Raw genomic sequence first — 21,394 nt, 5'->3', positions numbered from 1 at the left:
TAATCACGATTAAAATAATCTCATGAGTAAATACGATATCATTGTTCTTGGAAGTGGTCCTGGTGGCTACGTAACTGCTATTAGAGCATCACAATTAGGTTTCAAAACTGCAATAGTTGAAAAAGAAAGTCTCGGTGGCGTTTGTTTAAATTGGGGTTGTATCCCGACTAAGGCCTTGTTAAAATCGGCTGAAGTTTTCGAATATTTAAAGCATGCCGATAAATATGGTCTTTCTGTAAAGGATGCCGATAAGGACTTTACTGCTGTTGTAAAACGCAGTCGTGATGTTGCAGGCGGCATGAGCAAAGGTGTTCAGTTTTTGCTAAAGAAAAATAAAATTGATGTCATTGAAGGTTTTGGGAAACTTAAACCGGGAAAGAAAGTTGATGTTGACGGAAAGGAATATAGTGCCGACCATATCATCATTGCTACTGGAGCCCGATCAAGAGAATTGCCAAGCTTAAAGCAAGATGGCAAAAAAGTAATTGGTTACAGAGAAGCTATGGTCTTAAAAGAACAACCTAAAAAAATGATTGTAGTAGGTTCAGGGGCTATTGGCGTAGAGTTTGCCTATTTCTACAATGCAATGGGAACAGACGTAACTATTGTTGAATTTTTACCAAATGTTGTTCCTGTTGAAGATGAAGAAGTTTCAAAACAACTGGAGAAATCATTCAAGAAAAGTGGTATTAAAATTATGACATCTTCTGAAGTGACCAAAGTGGACACGTCTGGAAAGGGTGTTGTGGCCACTGTTAAAACCGCAAAAGGTGAAGAAGCGCTTGAAGCAGATATTCTTCTTTCTGCCGTTGGAATCAAATCCAATATTGAAAACATAGGCTTGGAAGATGTAGGTATTGCTGTTGGCAGAGATAAGATTTTGGTCAACAATTACTACCAAACCAATATTCCAGGATATTATGCTATTGGCGATGTGGTTGAAGGCCAAGCTTTGGCGCATGTTGCTTCTGCAGAGGGCATTTTATGTGTCGAAAAAATTGCAGGTCAGAATGTAGAGCCTTTAGATTACGGCAACATTCCTGGGTGTACATATGCAACTCCTGAAATCTCGAGTGTTGGACTAACCGAAAAACAAGCCAAAGAGAAAGGTTACGATATTAAAGTTGGTAAATTCCCATTCTCGGCCTCAGGTAAAGCAAGTGCTTCTGGAGCTACAGAAGGTTTTGTAAAAGTGATTTTTGACGCCAAATATGGCGAATGGTTGGGCTGCCATATGATTGGCGCTGGTGTAACCGATATGATTGCTGAAGCTGTTTTAGGACGAAAATTGGAGACCACCGGTCATGAGGTATTAAAAGCTGTGCATCCACATCCTACGATGAGTGAAGCAGTTATGGAAGCTGTTGCTGCGGCCTATGGTGAAGTGATTCACTTATAATTTGGAAGCACGAAGCTCGGAAGATTGAAGAGTGAAGTACACAAATCAGAATAAGCATTTAAAAAAACGATTCCATTACAGGGAATCGTTTTTTTTGTGCCAATTATAAATATATATAGAGAGATTGAGGTGTTAGTAAAGTCACGATGTCTGTGTTAAACATGAGGTCCTGGTGTAGGCTACAGATCAGAATCGGGCATCACTATTTATGGCCCATCAGTACAAGGTTGTTATTTTATTTTTGAAATAGCTCCTAAAGCCTTTCCAGTTATACCTATAGTTTTAGGTATCTACACAGAACCGAATAAAGGCAACAGATTAGGCCTAAAAGAAAACGCCTATCGTTTTGATGTTGATGCTCTTATTGGCCATCAGTTTTTAGCATTCGATGTATTGACAATTAATCCATACATAGGACCTTAATCCTTATAGAAAAGCAGGCTGAATTGGGAATTGTTTTTGATGTTATTAGTAGAAGTTGTTGTTTAGTTCATTCATCAGAGCTTAAGTCCGATTCCAAAAAAAAGTCCATTTGGAGCTAATTCGTCTATCCCTAAAGCAAATTTGACATGGGCATCCAACGATTGTGTAATATCATAGCTTGAACTAATATCGGCACCAATTTTCATCTTATTTGTAAAAAAATCGAAAAAATAATTCACGCTGGGCCCGGCCATTAAGTGCAATTTATCGGCCACTTCATATTTCGCATATAGAGGAACATTCAGGAAATTGAAATCGCCAACTGAAATATAGAGCACCTCAGGTTGAATGGTCAAAAAATGATCAATTGGAAATTCCGCGAAGATACCACCATAATATCCCGTTTCAGATGTAGAATAAAGGCCTAAATCCTTTTGGTCTACAGTAAAAAACGTTTTGTTCAAGCCGCCTTTAACACCAAATCTATTTTCAAGATCTTGCGCATTGACAACTAAGGCGTAACCAATAAAAATCAGACTTAAAATACGCTGTTTAAAACTCATAGTCCATCATTTATAAAACTCTGAATGGCCAGTTCGTAGCTCTGCAATCCGAACCCGACAATTACACCTTTGGTATGTGGCGCAATAAACGATTGGTGCCTAAAATCTTCACGGGCAAAAGTGTTTGAAATATGAACTTCAACTACCGGTGTAGCAATGGCCCTTACAGCATCTCCAATACCTACCGAGGTATGTGTATAAGCGGCTGCATTCAAGATAATACCATCAAAGTCAAATCCTACCTCCTGTATTTTTGAAATCAGCTCTCCTTCTATATTCGATTGGAAATGGTCGATTTCAATATTGGTGTATTTGTTTTTAATGGTTTCTAAGAAATCCACTAAAGTCAGACTGCCATATACATCTGGCTCTCTTGTGCCCAATAAGTTTAAATTTGGGCCATTGATGATGATCAATTTTTTCATAGGATAAAAGTATTAAAAATAAGGACATAAAAAAACCGAAGACTAAGCTTCGGTTTTCGTTCAAAAATTTATTTTGTGATTAAAACAGATACCCCAATCCTACATGCAATGTATTGAATCTACCTTTTACACCAAGAGAACCATCACTGACCCTGTTAGTCAATTCAAATCCATATCTTGCTTCTACAAAGAAGTTTTGTGTAATTTTATAATTTCCACCAAATGTGAGGTCTACACCCAATGAATTTACACCATTTGGCATGTCTTCTAAAATTAAATTAGCTTGAGGACCTGCTAAAACTCCAAATTCTTCAGACACCATGTATTTAGCCAATACTGGAATGTACAAAAAATTTGCTTCAGAGGCATTTGCATAAAGTACTTCAGGTTGGATATGGAACTTTTCAGAAACCGTAAAATCTCCGACCACCCCAACAAAGAACCCAGATTCTGCTTGTGATGCGGATACGCCATCGTAAGAAGCTTTTTCCGAAATATTGGTATACCCTGCCATAACTCCAAATTGGGATTGCGCATTGACATTAGCCAATCCAAAAACTGCAAACGCAGCCATAAACATAAGTTTTTTCATTTTTTAAAATTTTAAGTTTTTAATAAATTTGAGACTACAATGATAGGTGGATTTTACAAATGAAAAAAATAAAAATCTTGCTATTTCCTTATGTATTTAGCTAATATTTAGGTATAAAAAAACCGAAGTTTTACACTTCGGTTTCTATATTGTTGACAGTGTTTGAGTTGTTCCTAGAATGAGAAACCAACTCCAAATTGCCAAACAGCGTTTTTAACATCTCTATCTGATATAAAAGGTGCATCGTCCTTAATCATATTGGACAAACCAAGATTATATCTTGCAGAAAGTGACACTCCATTGTCGAATTTGTAACCAGCTCCTAAAGCAAGATTAGTATCAAAATTTTTCACTACAGAATCGTCAGGATCAAACTCTATTTCTCCTCCGGTAGCACCTGATTCGTAGTCCACTTTCTCTTTCGCCTTAAAACCAAACTGTGGTCCTGCTTCTGCATACAAACCTTTAACGATATAAACTTTAGCCATTAATGGCACTTGGATATAGTCCAATTTATAGTCTGCTTGATTATTTATAGCAAAGCCTTGACTTGAATACAATACTTCTGGTTGGAACGAAAAACGTTCGCTTAACGGAATTTCCGTGAATAATCCCAAATGAAAACTGGTTCTTGAATCGAGATCACCAACATCATCTCCGGTAATCGTCGCGAGATTAACCCCTCCCTTGACACCAAATTGAATGGTATTATTATCGGACTGTGCATAAATGGATGTGGCACTAAAAAGGCCAATCATCGTAACTAAAAATAAATTTTTCATGTCTTTTTGTTTTTAAATTGATTCACAAAGGTAGGTAGGCATCCCCTTACATTTTTAAAGATTAACAGGGTTTAACGGGAATTGAATGTTTTTAACTTTTCTTTATATTTCTGACTTTAGAGCACAAAAAAACCGAAGACTAAGCTCCGGTTTTTTCTAATTATAATGTAAGCTGTTGATTTTTAAAACATAAACCCAACTGAAACTTGGATAACATTATTTTTTAAGTCAACCTCGTTAATTTCTGCAATATTGCTGAACCCTAAATTATAGCGCGCTCCGAAATTCAATCCAGATTCCATCTGATAACCTAAGCCGATAACACCACTAAAATCGGTTCCTTTAAGTTCATCTGTTATATCTCGCGTCTCTTCACCACCTTTGGCCTTGGCAGATAACAGGAAACCAACTTGTGGTCCCGCTTCAATACTTAAACCGTCAGCAACCATAAATTTGGCCAAAACTGGCAAATTGAGGTAATCTACTTGTACTTTACCTGTAACACCTTCAAAAGTCTGCTCTACTCCCTGAGCTGAGTACAAGAGTTCTGGTTGAACAGAAAACAGTTCAGAAATTCCAAAATTGGCTACACCGCCCACGTGAAAAGCCGTCCTGCCATCAAGATCATCGGCATCATCTCCACCGAAATTGGCAAAGTTAACCCCGGCTTTAGCACCAAAAGTAAACTCTTGTGCATTAGCATTAAACAATCCAAAGACTGCCAAAGCAGTCATTAACATAAGTTTTTTCATTATTTTAATATTTTTAGATTTGAATACATAACCTAAAGATTTTTAATCGGATAAAAAAATAAATCTTAAGTTGCAAACAACTGTTATCAACAATAATCAGAAAACACTCAATTTCAACATATTACACTTGGTTTTATTAACAATTTGGCAAGTAAAGCACTTTAATATATTTATAATTTGTTGATAAGTGATGTTTTCTGAAACTAGTCGTCCTGAAAAGTTGAAAATTATCGCTTTTAATCTACTTCCAAATCTTGGTCATTTTGAAGTGGTCCATCGTATTATTACCGTGCTACCCAATTTGACTTGTTATCCAACCTACAGGCTATATTCAAAATGTCTTCAAACAGGTTTTTATCAAAGAAGTCTTTAAGGGCCTCAAATTATAAGTTTGAAATGGTAAAAAAACATCACCGGTCCAAAGTTATTGTTGAACAGAAATTGTGGACACTGATCAATTTCATCCTTTGATTTGTCCTGTTTCTATATGAAAATGGTAATATTGTATGGTGCAATCTAAATGTATTGCTGTTTTGTTAAACTCTATTAAGAATTAGTGATGAAGTGGTATGATGCCTTAAATGACTATCAGTTGTATTTAAAAATTGAACGTGGTATGTCTCAAAATTCCATTACCAATTACGCCTATGACATTAAGAAACTTATTGGCTTTTTAGAGCGTCATGACCTAAATATTTCACCCATTGAAATTGATTATAGTACCATACAACAATTTATATATGAGATTTCCAAAAATGTTAATGCGAGGTCTCAGGCTAGAATTATTTCAGGTTTGCGCAGTTTTTTTAGTTATTTAGTGTTTGAAGATTATTTGAAAATCAATCCTTTAGACCATATAGAATCGCCCAAAATTGGTCGTAAATTGCCTGACACACTTAGTTTAGATGATATTAATAATCTTATTGGAGCTATTGATCTTACTAGAGAGTACAACAGTGTAAGAATTGGTGAACGAGACCGTACCATTTTAGAGACACTTTATAGTTGTGGCTTGCGAGTAAGTGAACTGACTGGTCTTAAAATCTCAGATCTTTTCTTTGATGAGGGATTTATTAAAGTAACCGGTAAAGGCGATAAGCAACGTTTTGTTCCAATTGGCACTTCTACGCAAAACTATATTACGATCTATAAGGACCATGTGCGCTCAAAAATAAATATTCAAAAGGAATTTAAAGACACGCTCTTTTTAAATCACCAAGGAAAACAGTTGACAAGGGCTATGATTTTTACAACGATTAAGCGACTGGCCGAAAAAATAAATCTTAATAAAACAATTTCCCCCCATACTTTTAGACATTCTTTTGCAACTCATCTATTGGAAAATGGTGCCGATTTACGTGCTATTCAAATGATGCTTGGACACGAAAGTATCACTACTACAGAAATCTATATGCACATAGATAGGTCGCATTTAAAAGATGTGCTCAATAAATTTCATCCAAGAGGCTAAGCTACTTTATTTCCGATCTGGCGTTTATATAATTCTATTGAAGTCAGCAGTAAATTTATGATTCTTGCGTCCCTTAGATAGCATAAGTCAGGCAATCTAATCAAAACCCTATAATTGCATTTAATAGGTTTTCGACTGATCCCAAACTGATAGTGTCTATCCTTTTACTGATTTTCACTATTAAAAACTCTATAAAAGATGTAATTTTATCTCTAGTTCACTACAATTCAAATTTTGTTTCAATCTGAAAAACAACTTTTTTTTGTTAGCAACAAGCTTTCCCACAAGTTCGTATTAAATAGGCCTCGTAAGTTTTGATCAATTACCAAAAGAGAATATCCGCTGACATCGCTCATCTAAAACAACACGCTTTAATTGGTTTTAAACTTAATGTGCTCGGACACAACAAGAAAAAACGTATGTATGGATAACTTTTTTTTAAAATTCATAAAAAAATCCTTAAATTTAGAATGATTTCCCCTGATTACAGTTTTAAAAATAGCATTTAAATCGTCAACTAGTTCCCCTGTCCAATAGTTGGTTAACACTATGGCACGTTTTAAACTAAATCTAAAGATATGACACCACTGAGATCAGGAATACCAAAACTCAATTTAAATTCAACCATGGTTGACGACCTCAAATGGCAGATTGCTTTAGAGTATTCAGGTATTGGTATGTGGGAATATGATGCTGTTTTGGAACAAGTTTACTTTTCTGAAGGTTCAAAAAAAATCTTAGGTGTGTCAGATCCGGATTTTGGAAAAAATGTCAATGCGTGGAATGATAGAGTCCATCCCGATGATAAGAAAGATTACTTAAAAGACTTTCAAGATCATCTCAAAGGTCTAAAACCCATGTATGAGAATGAACATCGGGTGAGGTGTGAAGACGGTTCTTACAAATGGATACGTGATAGAGGCAAGATAGTCGAGTGGGATCCTGACCAAATGCCTAAAAAAATCATTGGCACCCACACTGACATAACCGCACAAAAACAACACGAGGAGGCTGTAAATGATGCCTTGAGTGTTGCCACTGAACACAATAATAGGCTTAAGAACTTTGCACACATTGTAACCCATAATCTCAAGCAACACACCGCAAATTTTGAAAGTTTGCTTGATTTTTATGACGAGACGGACTCCTATAAAGAAAAGGCAGAGATCATGCAGCACTTAAGGACTTTGTCCTATGGTTTAACAAAAACAATCGTTAATTTGAACCAAGTGGTACACGTGCAAAACAACAAAAGCCAAGAAGTGAAAAAAATATACATTGCAAAGGAAATCAACAACACCTTAGCTCTTCTTGACTTTGTCATAAAAGAAAACAACGCAACAATACACAACAACATCAATCCAAAATTATTTCTGTATTATAACAGCTCCTATTTTGAAAGTATTATTCAAAACCTTCTGTCAAATGCGATAAAATATAAGCATCCGGATAGAGACCCCGTAATTTCAATAGACTGTAGTTACGATATTCATGAGTTTAAGCTCATTATTTCAGATAATGGGCGAGGCATTGATTTAAATAAATTCGGAAATCAAATTTTTGGATTGTATAAAACCTTTCATCAAAATAATGATTCTGAAGGTGTGGGTCTCTATTTAATAAAGAATCAAATAGAAAGTTTTGGAGGTAAAATAACAGTAGATAGCGAAGTAGACGTAGGCACGACTTTTACGATTCATGCTAAAAACAGAAGAGCTTAGCAAGGTAGCTAAGCTCTTTTTATAACATTATATGATTTTCGAAAATTAATTATTTTGCTATATTCACAGCTCTCGTTTCACGTATGACCGTTACTTTTACTTGTCCAGGATAGGTCATATCTGTTTGGATTTTTTGTGAAATTTCAAAAGACAGGTTAGCGGCCTGCTCATCAGAAACACGTTCGCTCTCAACCATCACCCTTAATTCTCGTCCTGCTTGAATAGCGTAGGCTTTATTAACACCATTAAAACCAAAGGCCACATCTTCCAGATCTTTCAGACGCTGGATATAAGAATCCAAGACCTGGCGTCTAGCACCTGGTCTTGCGCCAGAGATGGCGTCACAAACCTGGATGATAGGTGCCAATAATGTGGTCATTTCTATTTCATCGTGATGCGCACCAATAGCATTGCAAACTTCTGGTTTTTCACCGTATTTCTCAGCCCATTGCATCCCTAAAATAGCGTGTGGTGTTTCTATATCAGCTTCAGAGTCAGGCACTTTTCCAATATCATGGAGCAATCCGGCACGTTTTGCGATTTTCGGATTTAATCCTAATTCGGCCGCCATGACACCACAAAGTTTTGCAACCTCACGCGAATGTTGTAGTAGGTTCTGTCCGTATGAAGAACGGTACTTCATACGTCCTACCAACTTAATCAATTCGGGATGCAAACCATGAATTCCTAAATCGATGATGGTACGTTTACCAACTTCAATGATTTCCTGTTCTATTTGTTTCTGTGTCTTTTGAACGACTTCTTCAATTTTAGCCGGATGGATCCTTCCGTCAGTTACCAATTTATGAAGTGACAAACGTGCTACTTCACGTCTTACAGAGTCAAAACAGGATAAAATGATAGCTTCTGGTGTATCGTCAACAATTATTTCAACGCCTGTTGCGGCTTCGATGGCACGAATGTTTCGTCCTTCACGCCCAATGATACGTCCTTTAACATCATCAGATTCAATGTTAAATACGGAGACACAGTTATCAATGGCTTCTTCAGTGCCAATACGCTGAATGGTATTTATGATAATTTTCTTAGCCTCTTGCTGTGCTGTTAGTTTTGCTTCTTCAACAGTTTCTTGAATATAAGCCATAGCATCAGACTTGGCTTCATTTCTCAGAGATTCTATGAGCTGGGATTTGGCTTCCTCTGCAGATAAGGCAGAAATAACCTCCAATTGTCTGATTTGACTCTTATGAGCTTTATCAACCTCCTCTTTCTTTTTTTCTAAAAATTCAAGTCGGAAATCATAATCCTTAACCTTGTTCTCTATTTCTTGAGTTAACTTCTTGTTTTTAGAAAGCTCATTGGATACTTGAGATTCTTTGTCACGCGTTCTTTTTTCGGCCTCAGCCATTTTTTTATCACGTGCAAGAATAATTTTCTCGTGTTCCGATTTTAATTCAATAAATTTTTCTTTAGCTTGTAAAAGTTTGTCCTTTTTAATAGACTCTCCTTCGGCATTAGCTTGCCTTATAATAGCACTTGATTCTTCTTTTGCATTTTTTATAATTTTAGAAGCATTGTTTTTTTCAAGTGCTTTTGCTACAATATATCCCAGCAATATGCCTAAGGCTGAGCAACTCACAATTATTAAAATTGTATCCGTTTCCATGTTTAGTTTAGTTTAAAAAAATTTGAAATATCCCGTTGTTAAACAGAATCAATTCAACCAAACAACCCATCTAAAGAAGTGCCGTTTAGCCAAAAAAAAGCCTACATCAGTTTCGAATTTTGTATAAACTCCTTAAAAACAAGTTTAGGGCTAACAAGCTGATCAAAAATCTGCTCAATGGCAGCTCGATTTTACAACTTAAACTCACCCTTTTTAAAGAATTAGTGTTGAGTTTATCAAATATAAATAACTAATGTAGGCAGTAACCTAATATATTTAAAAGAACGTTAAGAGCTTAAATGTGAATGAAGAAGATCGTTTAAAGCGGTTAATCTATTGGTGACCTCTTCACTTACATGGTCTGTATCTATCGTTTTTTGTTCCACTTGGGAAGCAAACTGTAAGGCACACATGGCCAAAACATCTTGTTTGTCCCTCACGGAATAATTTTGCTCAAATTGACTAATCATTGATTCAATTTTCTTAGCTGCTTTTCTCAATCCTTCTTCCTGTTCAGGTGCAATAGTCAATGGATACACTCTGTTTGCTATGGAAAGCTTAATTTTTAGCTGTTCTGACATTAAATCCTATCCTTACATTATTGAGATAATTGTGCTATACAATGATCTATATCTTTTATTAATGTATTTATCTTGAGCTTCGTCTCTCTTTTGTTTTCATCACTGCCCAGCATCGAATTTGCAATTTTCAGAGCTTCATATTTTTCAATCCAAGAAGTTAATTCCTCCTGTTGTTGAATAATCTTTTGTTGGAGACCGGCCAATTCTTCGGAAAGCTTCGCATTGGTCTGTTTCAAAACCTCTTGTTTATGCAAAACTTTACTGATTTTATTCTCTAAAGAATCAACAATATCCTCAACTTTACTCATTTACATATTTCAATACTGATGAAACAAAGTTAACATACATAAACAAAAATCACAATTGTTTTATCATAAATTTTAAAAAAATAAGTTATAAGTGAGATAAAGCGTCCTAAGTATCTCAAATTCATCGGAGTTAAAAAACCAAAACTACATAAACAAGCGTGGCATCAGTCTTTCATTGACACCTCTAATCTGATTTATTACTCATAACTTTATGTCTCGTTATCTTTAGGCACTTTAAGTACTTTTTAATATTTTTAGCCTTTCAAATATCGCTATGAAATTTCTTTTTGCATCCCTCTTCTTAACTACCTTTGCATTTGCTCAAGTGGACTACCCTACTGATTATTTTAGAAGCCCGTTGGATATCCCAATTATTCCTTCAGGAACTTTTGCAGAGTTACGGACCAATCATTTTCATGCCGGATTGGATATTAAAACCCAGCAAAGAGAAGGTCTTAATGTCTATACAATTGCTGAGGGATACGTGAGCCGAATTAAAGTTTCACATTACGGATATGGTAAAGTTATCTATATTACACATCCAAACGGGTACACTAGTGTGTATGGTCATTTATCAAGCTACGCTCCTACCATTGAAGCTTACGTAAAAGCAAAGCAATACGAACAAGAATCTTACGAGGTTGAAATGTTTCCTGCGGTTGACGAATTAAAAGTCAATACCGACGAGATTATTGCTTATTCCGGAAATACCGGCAGCTCTGGTGGGCCACATTTGCATTTTGAAATCCGCGACCAGCAACAACGTACCATCAATCCTCTACTTTTTGGTTTAGAAGTTCAGGACAAGAAAACGCCTTTTGTCAAGGGAGTTTACGCCTATACAAAAGACGACAACGCCAATGTAAATGGTCAAAAAGGACGTGTAGAATTACGCCTCATCCCCAATAGGAACAAAGACTATCATGTAGAAAGTATCAATGCCTACGGCACCATCGGCTTTGGCGTAAAAAGTTATGACCAACAAGACTTTGCAGTCAATCAAAATGGCATCAATGGATTACAGACTTTTTTTAATGGGCATAAAAAGTTTGAAATGGATTTTAACCGATTTTCATTTAGTGAGACACGACATATCAATAGATTTCTTGATTACGAATTCTATAAAACAAGGAGAAAGCGAGTGCAAAAACTTTTCGTGGAAAAAGGTAATGTCTTGAGCCTTTACAAAGATCTTGACAATGATGGCTATGTAAAGATTGCCGACAGCACCGCTTCTGTCTATAAAATTCGGATCACAGATTTTCACGGTAACGAATCTTGGGTGACCATTCCAATAAATGGAAAAAAAATATCATCACCAGCCAAGACTATTGACACCTCTACTAAAACTTATATTTTTGCTGAACAGCCTACCAATTTAAATGAAAAGAATGTTAATGTCTTTATCCCTGCCAACAGTTTTTATGAAGATGCCTTTATCGATTTTAAGGTAAGCAATGACACCATTTATCTACATCAAGACATTATCCCTCTTCAAAAAAACGTAAGTATTCAATATGATGTCAGCAAATATAAAGACTCAGAAATAGACAAACTCTACATTGCCGAACTTATTGGAAGACGAAACTACCCAAGCTATCTCAATACCAGGCGTGGCGAGAACAAGATATTGACGGCATCTTCAAATGCTTTGGGCACATACACTTTGGTTATGGATACCCAAGGACCGAAAATTTCCCCAATCAATTTTCAGGACAAAAAATGGTTGAGCAACTACCGCTATCTTAAATTTAAAATTACTGATGATCTCTCAGGAATCAGTAATTACAGGGCTACCGTCAACGGTAAATGGATTTTGATGGAATATGAGTATAAAACCAATACCTTGACTTTTGATTTTAATGATAATGTGATCAATGACACCGAAAACGAATTGAAACTCATTGTGACAGATAATGTTGGAAATAGTTCTACATTTGAAGCAACATTTTTTAGAAAATAAAATACCAACCCTTTTGAAACTACACTGTCACCTTTTGCGCTTCATTTTTATCCTTTTGCCTTTTTTAGGATGGTCTCAAACCGCAACAATTAAAGGCATCATTTTGGATGATGCCAACCTTCCCATTTCAAATGTCAGCATTAAATCTGGTGACACTGGAACCACCACTAATGAAAACGGTTTTTACGAATTAAAAATACCAATCCAAAAGGACATTACTGTTGAGTTTACGCATATCTCACATAAACGTGTGTTGGCCATATTCAATCTTAAAAATGGACAGACCGTAGAATTTAATCCTGTGATGAATTTGAATGTTGAACAAATTGCCACGGTGGTTATCCATGGCAACCAACGCCAATCAGTAGAAGGTGTAACCACAATTCCCCCAGCCCTTATCCGCACCATTAAAGGCGCACAACCAGGAGTAGAAAACATTTTAAAAACATTGCCAGGAGTCAATATTTCCAATGAATTAAGCACACAATATTCCGTTAGAGGTGGAAATTTTGATGAAAACTTGGTGTATGTCAATGAAATTGAAGTTTACCGACCTTTCTTAGTACGATCGGGCCAACAAGAAGGCCTGAGTTTTGTCAATACCGATTTGGTACAGAATGTCGATTTTTCAGCTGGTGGATTTCAAGCCAAGTATGGCGATAAGCTTTCGTCAGTTTTGGACATTACTTACAAAAATCCCATCAAATTTGGTGTCAATGCAGACCTCTCCTTATTAGGTGGTAGTATTTCTGCGGAAGCGGTATCAAAGGACTCTAAATTGTCGGGGATTATCGGGCTACGCTATAGAGACAACAGTTTAGTTTTAAATTCATTAGAAACCGAAGGTAATGTAAAACCTGTATTTGCTGATGTCCAGACCTATTTGACCTATAAGTTTACAAATAAATTCCAAGTTAATTTTTTAGGAAACATCTCGAGCAACAAATACAACTTTCAACCACAAAACAGACAGACCAATTTTGGGACTTTAGCTGATCCGATTGCCTTATTGGTATATTATGAAGGCCAGGAAAAAGATGCCTATAACACTTATTTTGGGGCTTTTAAAGCTAATTATTTTGCCACCGACGACTTGACCTTAAAGTTAATTGCTTCCACCTACCATACGACTGAGGAGGAATATTTCGATATTTTGGCGCAATACCGATTGGGTGAAGTGAACAGTAATATTGGTGATGAAAATTTAGGAGAAGTTGAATTCAGCGAAGGGATTGGATCCCAACTCACCCATGCCAGAAACGATTTGGATGCCCTCATTACAACCATAGAGCATAAGGGCGATTATCAGTTGGACGACAATACTTTTGAATGGTCTGTAAAATATACGCATGAGGATATCCGAGACCGACTAGTGGAATGGGAAGTGATTGATTCGGCAGGATTTTCCATTAATCCACCAAAATTGGAGATTTTTAACAACCAACCATATCAACCTTACCAGGGACCATTAGTCGCTTTTCAGAATATAAGAGCTACCAATTATGTTCAGATTGATAGATTTCAAGCTTACGCACAATGGAGCAAACGCTCTGAAATAGGCCATCATGAGGTGTTTTATAACCTTGGAGTCAGAGCCCACAATTGGACGGTCAATGGCGAAGGCATTGAAAGTAAAACCCAAACTGTATTTAGTCCACGTGCACAATTTGCCATCAAACCTAATTGGAACAAGGACATGCTTTTCAGAATTGCCGGAGGTCTTTACTACCAACCACCATTCTATAGAGAACTCAGAGATTCTTCTGGGGTAGTGAGACCAGATGTAAAGGCCCAAAAATCAATACATGTTGTTTTGGGCAACGAATACAGTTTTAAAATGTGGGACCGACCCTTTAAATTAGTTTCTGAAGCGTACTACAAACATTTAACCGACGTCAACCCGTACACCTTAGAAAATGTGCGAATTAGATATCGTGCCACCAATAATGCCAAGGCTTATGCTTATGGTGTGGATTTGAGATTGAATGGCGAGTTTGTTCCTGGCACGGAGTCCTGGTTCAGTTTTGGCTATTTAAAAACCGAAGAAAACATTGAAAACCAGGGATATATTGCAAGACCAACCGATCAGCGTTTAAAATTCGGAGTGCTGTTTCAAGATTATGTGCCAAATATTCCTGAGTTAAAGGTGTACTTAAATCTGGTCTATAATACAGGAGTTCCCGGCGGGTCTCCAAGTTATGCTGACCCTTATGAGTACCAAAACAGACTGCGCGATTATAAGCGGGCAGATGTGGGCTTTTCTTATGTGATTGTGGACGGCAACAAAACTTATAATGCCAAGTGGAAAAATGCGTTTAAGGAACTCACCATTGGTGTGGAGGTGTTTAATATGTTTGATGTACAAAACTCAATAACCAATACTTGGGTCAGAGATTTGTATAGCAAACGACAATATGCCATTCCTAATTATTTGAGTCCACGGGTATTTAATGTCCGAGTTTCAATGAGGTTCTAAGGATAGGTTAATCTGTACGGGTACCGGGAGGACAGAAGTATTGAAAATCAATAATTTAATAACCGAGACCTATTTTATGAACTCCAAAATCGGTCTTTATTTTTTATCATCAGTGTTATTTACCGTGTTGTTCAAACGGACCAACATTCAATTTATCGTTCAGTTTTCCGCAACCATCCTAAAACATTTGAACCTCCAACTGTCCATTTGTCGTTATTAAATCGGAGTTTAAAATTCTCTCTTGACTCTTTCCCAACATTTTGTTGCACCACTTCAATCGAGGTTTTGTTCACTTTTGAAATGATAGCCACATGTCCATACCGATTGAAAATAGTGCCATCAAATATAATCAGATCGTTGACCTCAGGTTTCAATGAGCTTCCATTGGTGAACTGCACTAAGTTTCTATCCTTATTGTGTTGGTTATCCTTTAACGCCGGATTGAAAAAATCTTTCGCATGCCCATAGCTATTGGGCATCTTATGATTTAAATAATCGTAGTAATAGCGTTTGACAAACTCTACACATTGCCATTTCAGACCCAGATTATAGCCATCTGCCGCTAAGTTCCGTCCTGAAACGTTACCAATATTTTTATTGTAAAACACATAAACATCATTGAACACATCTAAGGTATCGCCTATATTTTTGACTTTGTAAGTTTTAGGTTTCGGGTCTTCCTGAGTATGGGATGCTGACTTGAGCATATGCGAATTGCGGTGTTCTTTATTACAGGACACCAACAGCAAAACGACTAAAATATAACCGCTAATTTTTAACAAATTCCTTTAAGGTTTCAATGACATAATCTACTTCATCTTCTGTATTGAAACAAGAAAAAGAAAATCTTACCGAAGGCTTCAATAGGTTTTCAGTGTCCAGAATCTCAGAAAGAACATGCGAGTTTTGATTGCTACCACTTTGGCAAGCGGAACCTTTAGAACAAGCAATTCCTTTTAAATCCAATTGAAAATGAAGCATCCCTCCTTTTTCGGGCGCAATGGGAAGGCAAACATTTATCAAGGTGTAGGTGCTGCCTTCTTTATCTTCACAATTGCCATTAAATGTCACCTCAGATGAAAGGCTTTGTAATTGGTCAATAAAATAATCTTTTAATTTTAAAATTTGCGACCGCTCCTTTTCTAAATTGGCATAACTCAATTTTAAGGCCTCTTCCATCCCTACAATATTATGAATGGATTCTGTTCCGGCCCGATAGCCTCTCTCCTGCTCGCCTCCAAAAATGGACGCTTTGATACCTGAACCCTTTCTGATAAAGGCAAAACCAATCCCTTTTGGACCGTGGAACTTATGGGCACTTGCCGCTAAAAAATCGAGACGAATGTCTTGTAGATCCATTTGGTAATGTCCAACAGACTGTACGGTATCACTATGGAACAATGCGTCATTTGCCTTGCAAAGCTCTGCTACCTTGTTGATATCCAACTTATTCCCAATTTCGTTATTGATGTGCATCAAACTGACTAATTTTTTGTTTGATGATTTCAGCAAACGTTCAAGATCAGTAAGATCAATCATGCCATTCTCAAGCAAATTAACGTAATTAACGTTTATATTGTATGTCTTTTGAAGATGCTCTACGGTATGTAAAACAGCATGATGCTCCAATTTACTTGTAATGATTTCGGTAACTCCCAAATCTCTAACGGCACTCTGCAAAACCAAATTATCTGCTTCGGTACCTCCTGCTGTAAAAACAATTTCTGAAGCACTCACATTGAAAAATGAAGCTATGGTTTTTCTGGAGCTTTCCAACAATGATTTTGCGGAACGTCCCATGCTGTGTGTAGATGATGCGTTGCCATATTGCGAACGCATAACTTCTGCCATTCGATCAATTACAGCATCGCGCATAGCGGTAGTTGCAGCATTATCAAAATATACTTGTTTCATGTAAAATTCTTTCGGATGACAAAAATACTCCAAATAAAATTATTATGAAGATGGCTCGTTATAAATTCCCAAATGGCGTATTTTTGCTATCAAAATGATTGAAATGCAGAAAATAATTTACTTCCTAAGTGTGTGCTTGTTGGTTACTGCTTGTAATGATGGTGATGTCATTGACGTAGAATTGGATTTTGACAGAACTTTATCGATATGTGATTTAAGTCCCGGGAATTATTTTTTATATGATACAAAACAAGATCCTTCAGAGTCTTTGAGCTTGATTTTTCCGAGAAACTCTGCTACAGAACTCATTTTCAATCCTACAGAAAATAATTACAAAACCACTTTTGCCATCAATGGTACAAATTCAAAGTTCAACTATCGTACTTATGACGGCAATGCGGAAGATTTATTATGCAACTTACTACCTGATGCCGTTACCAATATCATAAAGGATTATGCTGCCACGGCTGGTACAGTAACTACGGTGACTACTTTTGTAGATGATGATGGTGATGGTATACCCGCACATATTGAGGATGCCAATTTAGATGGTGATAATGACCCTGCAACTAATCCAACCGATTCTGACGGCGATGGCATACCGGATTATTTGGATCAAGATGACGATAACGACAATGTCTTGACCAAAAACGAAAAACACAATTACACTGAGGCCGATGGCCTCTCCAATGCACAGGATACTGATGGTGATGGCATCCCTGATTATTTAGACGATGACGACGACGGTGACGGTGTTTTAACCCGTTTGGAAGATGAAAACATGGATGGAAATCCGATGAACGACCGTGACGAAAGTTCTCTTACACCAAGTGTTCCGAGGTATCTTGATAAAGAAGCAAAGGATAAGTATGATTATCCACACTTCAATAAGAATGTTTATAAACGTACAATTACCGTCAGATTTTATATCAGCAACGTTAATTTGGATGTTATCAGTTTAACTGAAATAGATTTGGGCACGTACACCCATTCTATTATGATAGAAAGTGAATAGCAATATCTCAGGCTCTCAAAAATACCAACTTTATAATGACTGAATTAGTATTGCATGTTAGCCGCGTGACTATTTAAGCATTCTGATAGACATAGACCTCTGTAGCCCCTAAGCCATATTTTTTGAAATCGGCATCGTAGTATTTGACATTATTATACCGGGAAAAAAGTGTTTCCAATTCCATTTTCAAAACCCCTTCACCAACGCCATGGATAAATACAATTTTTTGAATGCGTTTGCGGATGGCAAATTCCAGCTGACTTCGTGCAGTATCTAATTGTAGATTCAACATATCGTATTTAGATAAGTTACGCTGATTTTCCGTTAAATTATGGATGTGCAAATCGACTTCCATTTTTGGCTGATTCCGATCTTTTGGCTTCACTTTTACAGATTGCCGTTTCGTAGGCTGTTCCTTTTCTGAAAGTACCTCCGTAAAGGAATGTTCAGAAAAAATTCGCGACCTCAAAGTGTCATTAGGGCCCATTTTAAGTAATTCATTTGTTTGGAAGTCTAAAAGAAAACCATCATCGGTTTCAATATAGACCGTCAATCCGTCAATTTTTGAAACTATTCCGGAAATATCCTCATCCAATACAGTCACTTTATCTCCTACATTTAAATCCATAGTTATTAGCTGTTATTAAAAGGGGGTTCTTCATCGTTCTTGCTCGGTATATTTCGAGAAATGCGATACACACCTATCATTAATATCAATATCCCGCCGATTAATAAATATTGATTTTGATCTGCTCCTGCTTTGGCATAAATGGCTATAAATCCGCCAACAATTATTAATAACAGGTTAATGGCTCTCGAAATACTCATGAGTGGGTTGTTTTATTAGGAAATACGAAATTAATCATTTAGAATCAAAACTGTATTGGTTTCATCAAATCTAAGCTCAAAAAGTTTAGGTAATAATTCTATACTTTTTATACATTTGTGCATGACGTTTTTTAATCTCATCAAGCCAGAAGATTTCATGCTCCCTTGTCTCAACAAGCAGCTCATTGGGCTTGATTGTTTAGGATGTGGCATTCAGCGCGCCACTTTATTAGTCTTTAAGGGCGACTTTTTGATGGCTTTTAAGATGTATCCCGCCATTTACACACTTTTTTTATTGGCACTTTTTCTTATATTTAACCTGTTTATCAAATTTAAACATGACTACACCATTAAGATGGGTTTGATCATCTTAAACGTGAGCATCGTGGTCATCAGCTATTTTATAAAAATTATCAACTAAAAACCAACCAAATGGAAAAACAACAATTGCCCAATGCAACACTTATTTTAGTTTTCGGAATTTTATCTATAGTTACCTGTTGTTGCTATGGTATCATTGGATTACCTCTTGGCATCATTGCTTTGGTGCTTGCCAACAAAGCCACTAAACTTTATATGGAAAGTCCTGAAATTTACACCGGATTCCAAAATGTAAAGACAGGAAGGATTCTTGCTATTATTGGTATCGTTTTAAATGCTATTTATTTAATTTATGCCATCTGGTTGTTCTCTACAGTAGGTATGGAAGGTATTCAAGAGATCCAGGAAGAGTTTATGAAAGGCCTCAATGAAGGTAGTGTTGAATAACCATTCATATTCGATATAAAAAAGCGGCTAAAAGTTAATTTAGCCGCTTTTTTTATTCACTGATTAAGTCACTTATAAGGTTCCTGCAATCATTGCAAACACAAAAATCAAAACATATAAGCTCATGATCACGATGGTAAAAATTCCGATAAATTTATAATGCGATTTTAAATTTGAAAAAGCAGCCGTCAATTGGTCGTTATTATTAGATCGTAAGGCACTTTTCATTTTTCGTGAAAAATTGAAAAGATAAAGCACTGGGAAAAAGTAAAGCAGAGCAATGACAACATAGATAAGCCCAAAGTAAGACATATCAACCCCTAGTCCTGCATACGGATTACCTCCTGGCATCATATTCATCATCAAACTAAAAAACAATCCGCCAAGAATCATTAGTGCAATACCTATAAACCCTAATATTGAAAGAAAATAAGTCCACGTTGAAGTTTCTTTTAGAAACCCCAAGATTGCTGGTGGAAGATTCAATTCAAAGGTTTCAAAAGCCGATTTTTCGTCCATAATTATGAATTTGGTTCAAACTGTTTCAATGTTTTTATAATAATACCAACACATTCTAAAAGTTGCTGCTCGTTCATTACTAATGGCGGTGCAAAGCGAATTATATTTCCGTGGGTAGGTTTTGCCAGAAGGCCGTTATCTCTTAGTGCCAAACAAATATTCCAGGCAGTATCACCCTCTTCACTATCATTAATTACTATGGCATTGAGCAGTCCTTTGCCTCTCACCAATTTAGCAATAGTACTCTTTTGGATATAGGAATCCAGTTCGCTTCTAAAAATCTGACCCAATTTTTCAGCGTTCTCAGCCAAATCTTCATCTTCAATTACTTCCAATGCAGCGATGGCCACTGCTGCAGCCACTGGGTTTCCGCCAAAGGTACTGCCGTGACTACCAGGTTCAATCACTCCCATTATGGAGTCGTCAGCCAATACGGCACTTACCGGATAGGCACCACCACTTAAAGCTTTCCCTAAGATTAAAATATCTGGCTTCACATTTTCATGATCTACCGCCAAAAGTTTTCCTGTTCTTCCAATTCCCGTTTGAACTTCATCGGCCAGAAACAAGATGTTGTACTTTTCGCATAAGGCTTTGGCTTTTTTCAAATAGCCTTCACTCGGTACATAAACCCCAGCTTCACCCTGAATAGGCTCTACTAAAAATCCTGCAACATTAGGATTGTTCTTTAGGGTATGTTCCAATTCCTGTAAATTGTCATACTCAATTTTTATAAAGCCTTGCGTAAATGGACCGAAGTTTTTACGTGCAATGGGATCATTAGAAAATGAAATAATGGTCGTGGTCCTTCCATGGAAGTTATTTCTACAAACAATTATCTCGGCTTGTTGGTCCGCAATACCCTTAACTTCATAAGCCCATTTTCTGCAGATCTTCAGCGCCGTTTCTACAGCCTCTGCACCAGTGTTCATGGGCAACACTTTATCATACCCGAAATATTTTGATGCGTAAGCTTCAAACTTCCCTAAAACGTCATTATAAAACGCTCGTGAGGTTAGAGTTAGGGTCTGGGCTTGAGCCACCATGGCATCAACAATTTTTGGATGGCAATGGCCTTGATTGACCGCAGAATATGCTGAGAGAAAATCATAATATTGTTTTCCTTCAACATCCCAAACATGTACACCCTCTCCTCTACTTAATACTACTGGAAGCGGATGGTAATTATGGGCGCCATACTTGTTTTCTAAATCTATCGCTTGTTGCGAAGTTAATTGGTTTAAAACAGTCATCTTATAGAAATTTA

Annotated in this window: 22 protein-coding genes and 1 other RNA gene; 8 read left to right on the top strand and 15 right to left on the bottom strand. The window is 36.7% G+C overall.

All coding sequences use genetic code 11. From position 1 onward, the window contains the following. The first annotated feature begins 22 nt into the window (after positions 1-22). Positions 23-1,399: a dihydrolipoyl dehydrogenase gene (lpdA, locus tag H3Z82_RS07485; RefSeq protein ID WP_182204334.1), complete on the top strand. Its 1,377-nt coding sequence runs from the start codon at positions 23-25 to the stop codon at positions 1,397-1,399. Between the two features lie 497 nt (positions 1,400-1,896). On the opposite strand, the gene H3Z82_RS07480 is transcribed toward lpdA, so the two are convergent. From H3Z82_RS07480 to H3Z82_RS07460, 5 genes are all read right to left on the bottom strand, one after another. Then, positions 1,897-2,385, bottom strand: a complete 489-nt coding sequence (locus tag H3Z82_RS07480) for a PorT family protein (protein ID WP_182204332.1) — start codon at positions 2,383-2,385, stop codon at positions 1,897-1,899. Beyond that, positions 2,382-2,810, bottom strand: a complete 429-nt coding sequence (aroQ, locus tag H3Z82_RS07475) for a type II 3-dehydroquinate dehydratase (protein ID WP_182204330.1) — start codon at positions 2,808-2,810, stop codon at positions 2,382-2,384. Before aroQ ends, H3Z82_RS07480 begins: the two co-directional genes overlap by 4 nt. Positions 2,811-2,889: 79 nt before the next feature. Then, entirely contained in the window at positions 2,890-3,402 is a 513-nt protein-coding gene (locus H3Z82_RS07470; RefSeq protein WP_182204328.1) for an outer membrane beta-barrel protein, read from the bottom strand. A 173-nt stretch (positions 3,403-3,575) separates the two neighbouring features. Next, entirely contained in the window at positions 3,576-4,184 is a 609-nt protein-coding gene (locus tag H3Z82_RS07465; protein WP_182204326.1) for a porin family protein, read from the bottom strand. A 182-nt stretch (positions 4,185-4,366) separates the two neighbouring features. Next, complete coding sequence (locus tag H3Z82_RS07460) at positions 4,367-4,936, bottom strand: porin family protein (protein ID WP_182204324.1); 570 nt, start codon at positions 4,934-4,936, stop codon at positions 4,367-4,369. A 559-nt stretch (positions 4,937-5,495) separates the two neighbouring features. On the opposite strand from H3Z82_RS07460, the gene xerA reads away from it, so the two are divergent. Next, on the top strand, positions 5,496-6,407 hold the full coding sequence (gene xerA / locus H3Z82_RS07455; RefSeq protein ID WP_182204322.1) for a site-specific tyrosine recombinase/integron integrase: 912 nt from the start codon (positions 5,496-5,498) through the stop codon (positions 6,405-6,407). A 578-nt stretch (positions 6,408-6,985) separates the two neighbouring features. Next, positions 6,986-8,128: a PAS domain-containing protein gene (locus tag H3Z82_RS07450; RefSeq protein ID WP_235982400.1), complete on the top strand. Its 1,143-nt coding sequence runs from the start codon at positions 6,986-6,988 to the stop codon at positions 8,126-8,128. A 49-nt stretch (positions 8,129-8,177) separates the two neighbouring features. Here the strand turns inward: H3Z82_RS07450 and rny are convergent, their stop codons facing one another. The 4 genes from rny to H3Z82_RS07430 form a co-directional block, all read right to left on the bottom strand. Then, positions 8,178-9,755, bottom strand: a complete 1,578-nt coding sequence (gene rny, locus H3Z82_RS07445) for a ribonuclease Y (protein ID WP_182204320.1) — start codon at positions 9,753-9,755, stop codon at positions 8,178-8,180. 125 nt (positions 9,756-9,880) lie between these two features. Then, a non-coding RNA gene (gene ssrS / locus H3Z82_RS07440) (6S RNA) lies at positions 9,881-9,988 on the bottom strand. Between the two features lie 54 nt (positions 9,989-10,042). Then, a complete protein-coding gene (locus H3Z82_RS07435; protein ID WP_182204318.1) occupies positions 10,043-10,336 on the bottom strand; it encodes a cell division protein ZapA in 294 nt (97 codons plus the stop codon). A gap of 17 nt (positions 10,337-10,353) precedes the next feature. Further along, the gene (locus tag H3Z82_RS07430; protein WP_182204315.1) at positions 10,354-10,644 is read right to left on the bottom strand and encodes a hypothetical protein; all 291 of its coding nucleotides are present in this window, start codon (positions 10,642-10,644) and stop codon (positions 10,354-10,356) included. 274 nt (positions 10,645-10,918) lie between these two features. Between H3Z82_RS07430 and H3Z82_RS07425 the strand changes: the two genes are divergently transcribed. Both H3Z82_RS07425 and H3Z82_RS07420 read left to right on the top strand, forming a co-directional pair. Next, on the top strand, positions 10,919-12,607 hold the full coding sequence (locus tag H3Z82_RS07425; protein WP_182204312.1) for a M23 family metallopeptidase: 1,689 nt from the start codon (positions 10,919-10,921) through the stop codon (positions 12,605-12,607). A 13-nt stretch (positions 12,608-12,620) separates the two neighbouring features. Beyond that, positions 12,621-15,083 (top strand): TonB-dependent receptor, encoded by a 2,463-nt coding sequence (locus H3Z82_RS07420; protein WP_394368098.1) that lies wholly within the window; start codon positions 12,621-12,623, stop codon positions 15,081-15,083. A gap of 152 nt (positions 15,084-15,235) precedes the next feature. Here H3Z82_RS07420 and H3Z82_RS07415 read toward each other — a convergent pair whose 3' ends face one another. Together H3Z82_RS07415 and H3Z82_RS07410 are read right to left on the bottom strand one after the other, a co-directional pair. Then, the gene (locus H3Z82_RS07415) at positions 15,236-15,865 is read right to left on the bottom strand and encodes a CHAP domain-containing protein (protein ID WP_235982399.1); all 630 of its coding nucleotides are present in this window, start codon (positions 15,863-15,865) and stop codon (positions 15,236-15,238) included. After that, complete coding sequence (locus H3Z82_RS07410) at positions 15,852-16,997, bottom strand: cysteine desulfurase family protein (RefSeq protein WP_182204307.1); 1,146 nt, start codon at positions 16,995-16,997, stop codon at positions 15,852-15,854. Before H3Z82_RS07410 ends, H3Z82_RS07415 begins: the two co-directional genes overlap by 14 nt. Before the next feature lie 103 nt (positions 16,998-17,100). Here H3Z82_RS07410 and H3Z82_RS07405 point away from each other — a divergent pair, with 103 nt between their 5' ends. Next, positions 17,101-18,012, top strand: coding sequence for a hypothetical protein (locus H3Z82_RS07405; RefSeq protein WP_182204304.1), 912 nt, complete (start codon positions 17,101-17,103; stop codon positions 18,010-18,012). 73 nt (positions 18,013-18,085) lie between these two features. Here the strand turns inward: H3Z82_RS07405 and H3Z82_RS07400 are convergent, their stop codons facing one another. After that, positions 18,086-18,640, bottom strand: coding sequence for a Smr/MutS family protein (locus tag H3Z82_RS07400; protein ID WP_182204302.1), 555 nt, complete (start codon positions 18,638-18,640; stop codon positions 18,086-18,088). 5 nt (positions 18,641-18,645) lie between these two features. After that, a complete protein-coding gene (locus H3Z82_RS07395) occupies positions 18,646-18,840 on the bottom strand; it encodes a hypothetical protein (protein WP_182204505.1) in 195 nt (64 codons plus the stop codon). Between the two features lie 121 nt (positions 18,841-18,961). On the opposite strand from H3Z82_RS07395, the gene H3Z82_RS07390 reads away from it, so the two are divergent. Beyond that, on the top strand, positions 18,962-19,261 hold the full coding sequence (locus H3Z82_RS07390; protein WP_235982398.1) for a DUF2752 domain-containing protein: 300 nt from the start codon (positions 18,962-18,964) through the stop codon (positions 19,259-19,261). Positions 19,262-19,272: 11 nt separating this feature from the next. Then, on the top strand, positions 19,273-19,608 hold the full coding sequence (locus tag H3Z82_RS07385; protein WP_182204300.1) for a CCC motif membrane protein: 336 nt from the start codon (positions 19,273-19,275) through the stop codon (positions 19,606-19,608). Between the two features lie 72 nt (positions 19,609-19,680). Here H3Z82_RS07385 and H3Z82_RS07380 read toward each other — a convergent pair whose 3' ends face one another. Next, complete coding sequence (locus H3Z82_RS07380; RefSeq protein WP_182204298.1) at positions 19,681-20,127, bottom strand: DUF5362 family protein; 447 nt, start codon at positions 20,125-20,127, stop codon at positions 19,681-19,683. Between the two features lie 2 nt (positions 20,128-20,129). Beyond that, the gene (gene rocD, locus H3Z82_RS07375) at positions 20,130-21,380 is read right to left on the bottom strand and encodes an ornithine--oxo-acid transaminase (RefSeq protein ID WP_182204296.1); all 1,251 of its coding nucleotides are present in this window, start codon (positions 21,378-21,380) and stop codon (positions 20,130-20,132) included. Between the last annotated feature and the right edge of the window lie 14 nt (positions 21,381-21,394).

This window comes from Gelidibacter maritimus (genome assembly GCF_014062315.1).
GTDB classification, from domain to species: domain Bacteria; phylum Bacteroidota; class Bacteroidia; order Flavobacteriales; family Flavobacteriaceae; genus Gelidibacter; species Gelidibacter maritimus.
This window is presented reverse-complemented; position numbering and strand designations above follow the sequence as displayed.

Excerpts from the sequence above, each read along its gene's own strand:
- lpdA (WP_182204334.1), top strand. The coding sequence starts at position 23 with ATGAGTAAATACGATATCATTGTTCTTGGAAGTGGTCCTGGTGGCTAC.
- H3Z82_RS07480 (WP_182204332.1), bottom strand. The coding sequence starts at position 2,385 with ATGAGTTTTAAACAGCGTATTTTAAGTCTGATTTTTATTGGTTACGCC.
- aroQ (WP_182204330.1), bottom strand. The coding sequence starts at position 2,810 with ATGAAAAAATTGATCATCATCAATGGCCCAAATTTAAACTTATTGGGC.
- H3Z82_RS07470 (WP_182204328.1), bottom strand. The coding sequence starts at position 3,402 with ATGAAAAAACTTATGTTTATGGCTGCGTTTGCAGTTTTTGGATTGGCT.
- H3Z82_RS07465 (WP_182204326.1), bottom strand. The coding sequence starts at position 4,184 with ATGAAAAATTTATTTTTAGTTACGATGATTGGCCTTTTTAGTGCCACA.
- H3Z82_RS07460 (WP_182204324.1), bottom strand. The coding sequence starts at position 4,936 with ATGAAAAAACTTATGTTAATGACTGCTTTGGCAGTCTTTGGATTGTTT.
- xerA (WP_182204322.1), top strand. The coding sequence starts at position 5,496 with ATGAAGTGGTATGATGCCTTAAATGACTATCAGTTGTATTTAAAAATT.
- H3Z82_RS07450 (WP_235982400.1), top strand. The coding sequence starts at position 6,986 with ATGACACCACTGAGATCAGGAATACCAAAACTCAATTTAAATTCAACC.
- rny (WP_182204320.1), bottom strand. The coding sequence starts at position 9,755 with ATGGAAACGGATACAATTTTAATAATTGTGAGTTGCTCAGCCTTAGGC.
- H3Z82_RS07435 (WP_182204318.1), bottom strand. The coding sequence starts at position 10,336 with ATGTCAGAACAGCTAAAAATTAAGCTTTCCATAGCAAACAGAGTGTAT.
- H3Z82_RS07430 (WP_182204315.1), bottom strand. The coding sequence starts at position 10,644 with ATGAGTAAAGTTGAGGATATTGTTGATTCTTTAGAGAATAAAATCAGT.
- H3Z82_RS07425 (WP_182204312.1), top strand. The coding sequence starts at position 10,919 with ATGAAATTTCTTTTTGCATCCCTCTTCTTAACTACCTTTGCATTTGCT.
- H3Z82_RS07410 (WP_182204307.1), bottom strand. The coding sequence starts at position 16,997 with ATGAAACAAGTATATTTTGATAATGCTGCAACTACCGCTATGCGCGAT.
- H3Z82_RS07405 (WP_182204304.1), top strand. The coding sequence starts at position 17,101 with ATGCAGAAAATAATTTACTTCCTAAGTGTGTGCTTGTTGGTTACTGCT.
- H3Z82_RS07400 (WP_182204302.1), bottom strand. The coding sequence starts at position 18,640 with ATGGATTTAAATGTAGGAGATAAAGTGACTGTATTGGATGAGGATATT.
- H3Z82_RS07395 (WP_182204505.1), bottom strand. The coding sequence starts at position 18,840 with ATGAGTATTTCGAGAGCCATTAACCTGTTATTAATAATTGTTGGCGGA.
- H3Z82_RS07390 (WP_235982398.1), top strand. The coding sequence starts at position 18,962 with ATGACGTTTTTTAATCTCATCAAGCCAGAAGATTTCATGCTCCCTTGT.
- H3Z82_RS07385 (WP_182204300.1), top strand. The coding sequence starts at position 19,273 with ATGGAAAAACAACAATTGCCCAATGCAACACTTATTTTAGTTTTCGGA.
- H3Z82_RS07380 (WP_182204298.1), bottom strand. The coding sequence starts at position 20,127 with ATGGACGAAAAATCGGCTTTTGAAACCTTTGAATTGAATCTTCCACCA.
- rocD (WP_182204296.1), bottom strand. The coding sequence starts at position 21,380 with ATGACTGTTTTAAACCAATTAACTTCGCAACAAGCGATAGATTTAGAA.